The sequence below is a fragment of the Streptomyces sp. NPDC087215 genome (genome assembly GCF_044744885.1).
Taxonomy (GTDB): Bacteria; Actinomycetota; Actinomycetes; order Streptomycetales; family Streptomycetaceae; genus Streptomyces.
This window is the reverse complement of sequence record NZ_JBIUZD010000012.1, coordinates 142,324-153,971: the sequence shown is the minus strand read 5'-3', so window position 1 is coordinate 153,971 and position 11,648 is coordinate 142,324. Positions and strand designations below refer to the sequence as shown.

At 74.5% G+C, this 11,648-nt stretch carries 3 protein-coding genes; 2 read left to right on the top strand and 1 reads right to left on the bottom strand.

The features are described from left to right. Window positions 1-136 precede the first annotated feature (136 nt). Complete coding sequence (locus ACIO92_RS26450) at window positions 137-9,514, top strand: amino acid adenylation domain-containing protein (RefSeq protein WP_402283052.1); 9,378 nt, start codon at window positions 137-139, stop codon at window positions 9,512-9,514. Between the two features lie 266 nt (window positions 9,515-9,780). After that, on the top strand, window positions 9,781-10,764 hold the full coding sequence (locus tag ACIO92_RS26445; protein WP_402283054.1) for a class I SAM-dependent methyltransferase: 984 nt from the start codon (window positions 9,781-9,783) through the stop codon (window positions 10,762-10,764). 250 nt (window positions 10,765-11,014) lie between these two features. Here the strand turns inward: ACIO92_RS26445 and ACIO92_RS26440 are convergent, their stop codons facing one another. Next, a complete protein-coding gene (locus tag ACIO92_RS26440; protein ID WP_366443403.1) occupies window positions 11,015-11,644 on the bottom strand; it encodes a helix-turn-helix domain-containing protein in 630 nt (209 codons plus the stop codon). Between the last annotated feature and the right edge of the window lie 4 nt (window positions 11,645-11,648).

Below are 11,648 nucleotides of genomic sequence, written 5' to 3'. Positions count from 1 at the left end.
GCCTCTTCTAGGGGTTGTCGGGCCGCTCGGCGCCCGCTCATCATGGGCCAGCCCTCATGGACCACTCGTCATGGACCACTCGTCACGGGCCAGCCCTCATGGGACCACCGGCACACATCGATCATGGAGAGCCGCGATGCCGTTTTCGCCGGAGCGCTTGCCGTCGGCCGCTGTCGAACCGTCCGAGTCCTTGCACGGTCTGGTGGCCGGGCACGCGGCGCGGCGCGGTGACGCACCTGCCCTGCGCTGCGGACCGGTCGAGCTGAGCTACGCCGAGCTGGACGTCCGGGCCAATCGGCTGGCGCATGTGCTGCGCGGTCGCGGCATCGGCGCCGAGGACGTGGTGGCGCTCGCGCTGCCCCGCTCGGCGGACCTGATCGTCGCCCTGCTCGCGGTCGGGAAGGCCGGAGGCGCGTTCCTGCCGGTGGACGTGCATCACCCGGCCGAGCGGATCGCGTTCATGTGCGCCGACAGCGGGCCCCGCGTCCTGCTGACCGCCGGGGCGGGGCGGCCCGCGCTGCCCGACACCCCGGGGACCGCCCAGCTGTCGCTGCCCGAGCTGCTCGCCGAGGCGGCGTCGGCGCCGGTGACGGCCCCCGATCCGGTGGACCGTCCGCTGTCCCTGGCGTACGTCATCTACACGTCCGGTTCGACGGGCCGTCCCAAGGGCGTCGCGGTGCCGCACCGGGGGCTGCCGCCGTTCGCCGCCGACCTGGTGGACCGGATGGCCGCGGGCCCCGGCTCCGTGGTGTCGCAGCTCGCCTCGCCCAGCTTCGACGCCATGATCATCGAGGTGCTCCTGGCGTTCGCGCCGGGCGGCACCCTGGTCGTCTCGCCCCCCGGCACCCTCGCCGGGGAGGAGCTGGCCGCGTTCCTCGCGGACCACCGGATCAGCCACGCCTTCGTACCGCCGTCGGTCCTCGCGACCGTGCCCCGGACGGAACTGCCGGAGCTGCGGTCCCTGATGGTCGGCGGTGAGGCGTGCGGCGCGCGCCTCGTGGACCTGTGGAGCCCCGGCCGCCGGATGGTCAACGGCTACGGCCCCACCGAGACGACCATCGCCGTCACCCTCTCGGCCCCGCTCGTCCCCGGTCCCGACGCCCCGCCGATCGGCTTCCCGTCCGGCGACACCCGTCTGTACGTCCTGGACGACCGGCTGCGCCCGACGCCCCCCGGCGAGATCGGCGAGCTGTACGGCGGGGGCGGCGGCGTGACCCGTGGGTACGTCGACCGTCCCGGGCTCACCGCGCAGCGGTACGTCCCCGATCCGTTCGGGGAGCCGGGGGCCCGGATGTACCGCACGGGCGACCTGGTGCGGCGGCTGCCGGACGGTCAGCTGGCGTACTGCGGCCGGGCCGACGACCAGGTCAAGATCCGGGGGCTGCGGATCGAGCCGGGCGAGATCGAGGCGGTCCTGGCCGGGCACCCGGCGGTGGAGCAGGCCCGCGTCCTGGTCCACGAGGACCGGCGGGGCGAGAAGCGGCTCGCCGCGTATCTGGTCGGCGCACCGGCGCGGGACACCGACGACGGCAACGCGGAACGGCACGTCGACGAGTGGCAGCAGATCTACGACACGTTCTACGACGAGTCCGACCGGTCGGCCTTCGGGGCGGACTTCTCCGGCTGGAACTCCACCTACACCGGTGAGGGCATCCCGGTCGAGCAGATGGCCCGCTGGCGGGAGGCCGTCGTCACCCGCGTACGGGGCTTCGCCCCCCGGCGCGTGCTGGAGGTCGGCGTCGGATCGGGGCTGATCCTGACGCAGCTGGTCGGCCTGGTGGACGAGTACTGGGGCACCGACTACTCGGCGTCGGCGATCGAGGGGCTGCGCGAGCGGCTCGCCGGTGAGCCGGACGTCGCGGGGAAGGTCACCCTGCGCGTCCAGGCCGCCGACGTCACCACCGGTCTGCCCCGGGGCCGCTTCGACACGATCGTCATCAACTCGGTCGTCCAGTACTTCCCCGACGAACGGTACCTGCGGGACGTGCTGGCCAAGCTCCTCGGCCTGCTCGCCCCGGGCGGCCGGCTGCTCGTCGGGGACGTACGGTGCCTGCCGCTGGTGGACAGCATGTGGACCGGCGTCCGGCTCGGGCAGCTCGACCACGATCCGGGCCCCGGGGTGCTGCGCCGCGAGATCGAGCAGGCCGTGGTCCTGGAGAAGGAGCTCCTGATCCATCCGGGCCTCTTCGGCACCGTCGGCGCAGGAGCCGTGGACGTACGGCTCAAGCGCGGCGCCGACCACAACGAACTGACCAAGCACCGCTACGACGTGGTGCTGCACGAGGACGGCGCCGACGCCCAGGACCTGTCTGCGGTCCCGGCGCTGGGCTGGGGGCTCGACGTGCGGGGCCCGGAGGACCTGGCCGCACGGCTGGCCGACGGCGCCGCGCTGCGGCTCACCGGGGTGCGCAACGCCCGGGTCGCCGGTGAGGTCGCCGCCGCGCGCGCGGTCCGGGCGGGCGCCCCGGCCGGGGCCGCGCGGGCCGCGCTCGACGGGCCGGACGACCGGATCGACCCGGAGTACTGGCACGCCCTCGCCGAGGCGCACGGCCGCACCGCCGTGGTCACCTGGTCCGCCGAGGGCCCGGACCTGCTCGACGTGCTCTTCCCCGCGGCGGACGGCGGCGGGGTGCTGGACGGCGTGTACCTGCATCGCGCCGCTACCGGACCCACCGGCACGCCCGGGTCCGGGTCCGTCGGTTCCCCCGGCTCCACCGCACCCCCGGAATCCGCCGCCACCGCCGTCGCCTCCCCCGCATCCGCCGTCCCCGTCGGCGATCCCACCGGGCTCACCGGTTTCACCAACGACCCGATCGCCACCCGTCGTCGTGGGCTGCTCGTCGCGGCCCTGCGCGACTGGTCCAAGGAGCGGCTCCCCTCCTCTCTGGTGCCCTCCGCGTTCATGGTGCTCGACGCGCTGCCCCTGACCGCGAGCGGCAAGCTGGACCGGCGGGCGCTGCCCGAACCCGACTTCCGCGGTGACGTGTCCGGCCGGGCCCCCCGTGACGCGCGGGAGAAGCTGCTCTGCGAGCTCGCCGCCGAACTGCTCGACCGGGCCTGGATCGGCATCGACGACGACTTCTTCGACCTGGGCGGGCACTCGCTCCTCGCCGCCCGTCTGCTCAACCGGATCCGGGGCGCCTTCGGCGTCCGGCTCGGGCTCGACGCGCTGTTCGCCACGCCCACCGTCGCCGGTCTCGCGGCGACCATCGCCGGGAGCGCGGGACAGGAGGCACCGGCGCTGGTCGCCGCCCCGCGCCCGGAGCGCGTTCCGCTGTCCTGGGCCCAGCAGCGCCTGTGGTTCGTCAACCGGATGGATCCGCTCGGCTGGACCTACAACCTGCCCGTGGTCCTGCGGCTGACGGGCCCGGTGGACCGGGCCGCCCTCGTCGCCTCGGTCGGGGACCTCCTCGCGCGGCACGAGTCGCTGCGCACCGTGTTCGAGGAGCGGGACGGGCGGCCGTACCAGCGGGTCCTCCCCGAGGTGGCGGCGGACGCCCTGGTCGGGGTACTCGACGTGGCCGGGGACGACCTGGACGAGGCCGTCAGGACCGTCTGCCGCGAGCCCTTCGACATCACCGCCGACGTGCCGGTGCGGGTGCGGCTGCTGAGCACCGCGCAGGACCGGCACACCCTGGTGCTCGTGCTGCACCACATCGCCGGGGACGGCTGGTCGATGGGCCCGCTGGCCCAGGACCTGGCCACCGCGTACGCGGCACGGGCCGCCGGGACGGCGCCGCGGTGGGAGCCGCTGCCGGTGCAGTACGCCGACTACGCGCTGTGGCAGCGCGAGCTGCTGACCACGGAGTACCAGGAGCAGCTGACCGGCTTCTGGCGCGACCACCTGAGGGACCTTCCGGAGGAACTCGCCCTGCCCTACGACCGGCCCCGCCCCAGCGGCGCCGACCACGCGGGCGAGCTGCTCCCGATGCGGATACCCGCGGCGCTGCACGCCGAGCTGCTGGCGCTGGCGCAGCAGAGCCGCACCACCCTCTTCATGGTGCTGCACACGGCCCTCGCCGCGCTGTTCACCCGGCTCGGCGCGGGCACCGACATCCCCATCGGCACCGTGGTCGCCGGGCGCGGCGACGACAAGCTCGACCATCTGGTCGGCTTCTTCGTCAACAACCTGGTGCTGCGCACCGACACCTCGGGCGATCCGACCTTCCGTGAACTCCTGGAACGCGCCAGGACCGATGACGTGGCCGCCCTGAGCCACCAGGAGCTGCCCTTCGACCGGGTCGTGGAGGCGCTCAACCCGGCCCGCGCGCTCGGTCGTCACCCCCTCTTCCAGACCATGCTGGTCCTGCAGAACAACGCGGACGCCGACTTCGGCCTGACCGGTCTGGACGTCGAGGTGGTCCGGTCGACGCCGTCCGCCGCCCAGCTCGACCTGTTCGTGAACCTCACCGACGCCTACCGGCGGGACGGCGCCGCCGACGGTGTCGTCGGCGAGATCGTCTACCGCACCGGGCTCTTCGACCCGGCCACCGTACAAGCGCTGGCCGACCGCTTCGTCCGTGTCCTGCGGGCCGTCGCCACCGACCCCGACCAGCGGCTCGGCGGGCTCGACGTCCTGGACGACGGCGAGCGCGACACCCTTCTGCGCTCCTGGAACGACACCGGTCGGCCGCTGCCCGACGCCTCGGTACCCGGGCTGTTCGCCGAGCGCGCCGCGGCGACGCCCGACGCGGTCGCGGTCACCGGGCCGGTCGTCCTGACCTACGCCGAGCTGGACCGGCGCGCCAACCACCTGGCGCACCGGCTCGTCGCGGCCGGAGCGGTCCCGGACCGACCGGTGGCGCTGCTCCAGGACCGGTCGGCCGATCTGATCGTGTCCATGCTCGCCGCGCTCAAGGCCGGTGCCTCCTACCTGCCGTTGCCGTCGGCCGTGCCCACGGACCGGCTGCGCCGGATGTGCGAGCTCGCGGGCGCGGCCCTGCTCGTCACCGACCGGCCCCACGGCCTGACCGGTCTGACCGTGCTGGCGCCCGAGGACGGCGCGGCTCCCGGGCCGCCCCGCCCGGAGCCGCACCCGGACCAGGCCGCGTACGTGATGTTCACCAGCGGCTCGACCGGTGCGCCCAAGGCGGTCGTCCTGACGCACCGGAACGCGGCCGGGTTCGTCCGCGACCGGCTCTGGCGGGCCGGCGGTACGGTGCTGATGCACTCGGCCACCGGGTTCGACGCCTCGGTCCACGAGATCTGGACCCCGCTGCTGACCGGCGGCACGGTCGTGGTGGCTCCGGGGGAGGTCCTCGACGACGCCGGTCTGGCCCGCGCGGTGACCGCGTCCGGGGTGGACCGGGTCTGGCTCACCTCCGGCCTGTTCGCGGCGCTCGCGGAGGACCCGGAGTGCTTCGCGGGCGTCCGGGAGGTCCTGACCGGCGGCGACGTCGTGCCTCCCGCGGCGGTCGGACGGCTCCTCGACCGGCACCCCGGTCTGACCGTCCGGGCGCTGTACGGTCCGACCGAGACCACCACCTGCTCCTCCCGGTTCTCGATGTCCGGTGCGGCGGCCGTGCCCGGCCGGGTGCCGATCGGGGCCCCGATGGACAACACCCGGCTGTACGTGCTCGACGGGCGGCTCCAGCCGGTTCCCGCCGGGGTCCCGGGCGAGCTGTACATCGCCGGTTCGGGCGTGTCGCGCGGATACGCGGGACAGCCCGACCTGACCGCGGAACGGTTCACCGCCGACCCGTGGGGGCCGCCCGGCGACCGGATGTACCGGACCGGTGACATCACCCGGTGGCGTGCCGACGGCACCCTGGACTTCGTCGGGCGGGCCGACGCCCAGCTGAAGATCCGCGGCTTCCGGGTCGAACCGGCCGAGGTCGAGTCCTGCCTCACCGCCCTGCCGGAGCTCGCCCAGGCGTTCGTCACCGCCCACGAGGACCGCGGCGGCGAACGCAGGCTCGTCGCCTATCTGGTGCCCGACGGCGCGGCTCCCGACATCGCGGACGTACGGGACCGGATCGCCTCGGCGCTGCCCGACTACATGGTGCCCAGCGCCTTCGTCGTCCTCGACCGGCTGCCGCTCACGGCGAACGGCAAGCTGGACCGGCGGGCCCTGCCGGAGCCCGAGTTCGAGACCGGCGGCGGGTACACGGCGCCGCGCACCCCCACCGAGGAGATCCTCGTCGCGCTCATGGGCGAGCTGCTCGGCAGGTCCCGGGTCGGCGCCCACGACAGCTTCTTCGACCTCGGCGGGCATTCGCTCCTCGCCACCCGTCTGGTCAACCGGATCCGTACGCACCTGGGGGCCGACCTGGGCGTCGCGGACCTGTTCGAGGCCCCGACGGCGGCGGCGCTCGCCGCCCGGCTCGGCTCCGGCGAGGGGGCGCGGCGGGCCCGCGCCGCCCTGGTCCCGGGGGCCCGGCCCTCCCCGCTGCCCCTGTCGTACGCCCAGGAACGGCTGTGGTTCCTCTCCCGCTGGAACGGGCTGGGCTGGCCGCTGGTGCTGCGCCTGGACGGGCCGCTGGACACCGAGGGGCTGCGGGCCGCGGTGGGTGACCTCCTCGAACGGCACGAGACGCTTCGCACCCTCTTCCCTGAGACCGACGGGGTACCCCGTCAGCAGGTCCTGGAGGTGGCCGACCCGGACGAGGTGCTGCGGATCACGCGGGTGGACCCGGCCGGTCTGGACCGGGAGCTGACGGCCGCCGCCGGGCACCGGTTCGACCTCACCACCGATCTGCCGCTGCGGCTCCATCTGTTCCGTACCGGTCCCGACCGGTACACGCTGCTGCTGCTGATGCATCACATCGCGGGGGACGGCTGGTCCCTGGCTCCGCTGAGCCATGACCTCGCCCAGGCGTACGCCGCCCGGGTCCGGGGTGACGCCCCGGTCCGGCGTCCGCTGCCGGTGCAGTACGCCGACTACACGCTGTGGCAGCGGGCCCTGCTGGAAGGGCCGGCCGGGGAAGGTCTGACGGCGTACTGGTCCGAGCGGCTCGCCGGGCTCCCCCGGGAACTGGCGCTGCCCTACGACCGGCCCCGGCCCGACTCCTCGGACCTGCCGGGCGCCCTGCTGACGGTCACCCTGCCCGCACCGCTGCACGCCGGTCTGCTGGAGCTGGCCCGGCGGACGCACACCACGCTGTTCATGGTGCTGCACACCGCGCTCGCGGCGCTGTACACCCGGCTCGGCGCGGGCACCGACATCCCCGTCGGCACCACGGTCGCCGGGCGCAGCGACGACAGTCTGGACCAGTTGATCGGCTGCTTCGTCAACAGTCTGGTCCTGCGGACCGACACCTCGGGCGACCCGAGCTTCCGTGAGCTGCTGGGCCGGGTGCGGGACCTGGACCTGGCCGCGTACGCCCATCAGGAACTGCCGTTCGACCGGATCGTCACCGCGCTCAACCCCGAGCGGTCGCTGAGCAGGCACCCCCTCTTCCAGACGATGCTGGTGCTGCAGAACAACGCCGGGGCCGCGGTCGCCCTGCCGGGCGTGGACGTGTCGCCCGCACCGGCCGAGGGCGCGGTCGAGGCCGTCCGGGTCGGTCCGGTGGACTTCGACCTCAACCTGAGCTTCACGGAGCACCACGGAGAGGGCCGGGTGCCCGAGGGCGTCACCGGTGAGGTGCGCTACCGCACCGATCTGTTCGACCGGGACACCGTGGTCTCCCTGACGGACCGTCTGCTGCGGGTCCTGGGGGCGGCCGTCGCCGATCCCGATGTGCCGATCGGGCGCGTCGACCTGCTCTCCGAGGCCGAGCGGCGGGCCGCGCTGTCGGAGCGGGACGACATCGCGCGGCCGGTCGTGGACGAGGACCTCGCCGTGCTGTTCGCCCGGCAGGCCGCCGCCACCCCCGACGCGGTCGCCGCGGTCGAGGGCGACCGGACGATCGGCTACCGGGAGCTCGACCGGCGGGCGAACCATCTGGCGCACCTGCTGGTGGCGGCGGGGTGCGGGCCCGACGAGCCGGTGGGAGTGAGCCAGCCGCGCGGCATCGACTACCTCGTGTCGGTGCTCGCCGTGGCCAAGGCGGGGGGCGGCTATCTGCCGCTGCCCGGGGCGGCGCCGCTGGCCCGGCGGCAGCGGATGGTCGACCACATGCGGGCGCGGCTGCTCGTCACCGACCGGCCCACGGACCTGACCGGGGTCACGGTGCTCACGCCCTCCCCCGGTGCCGAGGACCGGGGCCCCACGGCCCTGCGCCACCCGGACCGGACCGCGTACACGATGTTCACCAGCGGTTCGACCGGGACTCCGAAGGCGGTCAGCGTCTCGCACCGCAGTGTCGCCGAGTTCGTCACGGACCGGGCCTGGGAGGGGCTGAGCCCGGCCGACGCGCTGATGCACTCGCCGACGTCGTTCGACCCGTCCACGTACGAGATCTGGCTGCCGCTGCTGACCGGCGGGCGGGTGGTGATCGCGCCCGAGGGCGATCTGGACACCGAGGTGCTGGCCCGCGCCATCGTCGGGGGGAAGGCCACCACGGCGGTCTTCACCTCGGCGCTGTTCAACCTGATGGTGGCCGAGGCGGCACCGGCGCTGGCCGCGCTGGACCTGGTGTGGACGGCCGGTGACGTGGTGTCTCCGGGGGCGGTCGCCGACCTGGTGGCCGAGGCGCCGGGCACCGCGGTCGCGGCGGCCTGGGGCACCACGGAGACCACCGTCATCTCCTCCTGGTACCCGATCGGCACGGTGCCCGCCCGTACGGTGCCGATCGGCCGGGCGATGGACAACACCCGGCTGTACCTGCTCGACGAGCGGCTGCGGCCGGTGCCCGCCGGGGTGCCCGGTGAGGTGTACGTGACCGGGACCGGCCTGGCCCGGGGCTACGCGTACCAGCCGGACGTGACCGCGTCCCGGTTCCTGGCCGACCCGTACGGCCCGGCCGGTGGGCGGATGTACCGCACCGGGGACCTGGCCCGGTACCGGGCGGACGGGGTGCTGGAGTTCGAGGGCCGTGTCGACGCCCAGCTGAAGGTGCGCGGGTTCCGGATCGAGCCGGCCGAGGTGGAGGCGGCCCTGACCGGGCATCCGGACGTGGCCCACGCGACGGTCACGGGGGACGGCGAACGGCTGATCGGCTACCTCGTGCCGTCGGACGTGGACGTGGCCGCCGTACGGGCGCACGCCGCGCTGACGCTCCCGGACCACATGGTGCCGAGCGTGTTCGTCACCCTGGACCGGCTGCCGCTCACCGGCAACGGCAAGGTCGACCGGAAGGCGCTGCCCGCGCCCGGACCGGGCGCGTCCGACACGGCCTACGTGGCCCCCAGGGACGAGCGGGAGGCCGCTCTGTGCGCGATGTTCGCCGAGGTCCTGAAGACCTCGCGGGTCGGCGTGCACGACAACTTCTTCGACCTCGGCGGCCACTCCCTGCTCGCCACCCGGCTGCTCAACCGGGTGCGGACCCGGTTCGACACGAGCCTCAGCGTGGCCGCGCTGTTCGAGTCGCCGACGGTCGCCGCGCTCGCCGCGCGGCTCGGGCGGGCGGAGAACCGTGCCCGTCCGAAGCTCCGTCGGCGTACCGGGGGCACCGGGGCGGATCCCCGGTGAGACCGGGCACGGACGTCCCGCGCGTCCGCGCCCGGCGGAGCGGTCGGCACCCGCCCGTCGCTCCGTAGGCCCGAGGGTGGCCCGGACCCCGGTGAACCCGGTCGGTCCGCGCGCCCCCGCCCTTCCCGTCGCCCCGCCGCCGAGCGGTGGCGGCGGGCCCCCTGACCCGCACGGCGCCGACGGTGCCGTGCCCGCCCGGCCGGGAACCGTACCGGCCCGGCACCGTGGAACTCGAGATGATCGTCGAAATGGAGTGGGAGAGCGCGATGTCAAGCATCAGTCCCCCTGAGACCGCGGCCGATCTCGCCGCCGTCGCCACCCTGCTGGAGATGGCCGACCGGCTGGGTGTCGTCCCGCTGCTGGAGCGCGGCGAGCCGGTCACCGTGGCCGAGCTGGCCGTGGCCGCGGACGTGCCCGAGGAGGGCATGGGCGGTTTCCTGTCCGTGCTGGTCGCCGCGGCGCTGCTCGTGCCGACGGGCGTGAAGGAGTTCCGGGCCTCGGACGACTTCGCCGACCGGATCCACCAGTCGGGCTACCTGACCTGGTCCTTGCGGGCCAACCAGCCGTACGTCCAGCATCCCGCCGAGTTCCTGCGCGATCCGGTGGCCGCCGCCGCGCAGTACAGGCGGAACGGGCGCGAGGTGGCGGTCAGTTCGCGGTGGATCGGCAGCCAGGGCTTCTACCCTGCCGCCACCGAGGCGATCCTCGCCGTCCGGCCGCGGAGGATCGTCGACCTCGGCGCCGGTGCGGCCGGTCTGCTGATCGATCTGCTCGGCAGGCTGCCGGACAGCACCGGAGTGGCCCTGGACATGAGTGCGGGGGCGTGTGAGGAGGCGGCCCGCGCGGCGGAGTCGGCGGGCGTCGGCGACCGGCTCACGGTGGTGGAGCGGCCGATCCAGTCCGTCGCGGACGACCCCTCTCCGGTGGCCGGTGCCGATGTCATCCACGCCGGGTTCGTGTTCCACGACATCGTGCAGGAGGGCGATGTCTTCGACCGGGTGCTGCGCAGGTGCCGGGAGGCGCTGCGGCCCGGCGGCATCATGGCGATCACCGACGCGGTGCCGTACGCGTCGGCGGAGCGCGAGCGCAGGTTCAGCGCGCTGTTCACCTATCTGCACGCCGGGTTCATGAACGTGACGCTGCCTCCGGAGGAGGACTGGCTGGACCGTTTCCGGCAGGCCGGTTTCGACCAGGCCCGTTGTGTGCCGCACCGGTTCCCCGGCGGACGGCTCTTCATCGCGGCCAAGTGAGACCCGGCGCGGGCCCGGCGGCCCTGCCCCGCAGGCGTCCGGCGGCCCTGCCCGGCGGACGGGCCGACCGGACCTGAGGGGCGCTCCCCCGCGCCTCGGGTCCGACCGCCGGTACTCGTGCGGGAGTACGGCCCCTGACGGCCATGACGGGCCGGACCCGGGGGCGCTGTCACGCGCCCCGGGTCCGGCCCGCCCGCGCGTGTGCGGGACGCCGCGCCTCCGGGACGCCGCGCCCCGGGCGGAGCGCGGGCTACGCGGGCGGCTCTCCCACCGGTTCCTTCGGCGCCCAGAACATCAGCAGGAACTCGACCGGCACGACGGCGTTCTCCTCGTCGTCGGGCCGGTTGAACTCCTCCATCAGCGCGGACAGACGGGACCGGAACTCGGTGGCCCGCTCCGGCGTCAGCCGCCGGTCCAGTGCCACGACCATCGGGCCGAGCGGATCGGGCTTCTCCCCGGCCTCGGGCTCCGGCTGGAAACGACCGCTGATGATGTCCCGTACGAGCCGGTCGCGGAAGTCGTTCAGCGTCACGGCGAACGCGTCGGCCAGGTCGCCCGCGTTGCCCGGCGCGGCCAGCAGGTCACGGCTCAGCCGCAGGGCGAACTGCGCCACCTGGTACTGGCTCTCCTGGATGCCGGAGACCATCCGGGTCTGCGCCACCTTGATCAGGCCCGCCGCTTCGAGCACCTTGATGTGCCGGTAGAGCCGTGTGGTCGGCTGGTCCAGGAGCCGGGCGATGTCCTTCACCCGGTGCGCGGCGCGCACATCGCTCATCATCGCGCGCAGGATCGCCAGTCTCAGCGGGTCGGACAGGGCCTTCAGCGTCTCCACGTCGTCCACCTCCCGGACGACCGTCACCGCGTCGGCATCGTCAGCCATGGAC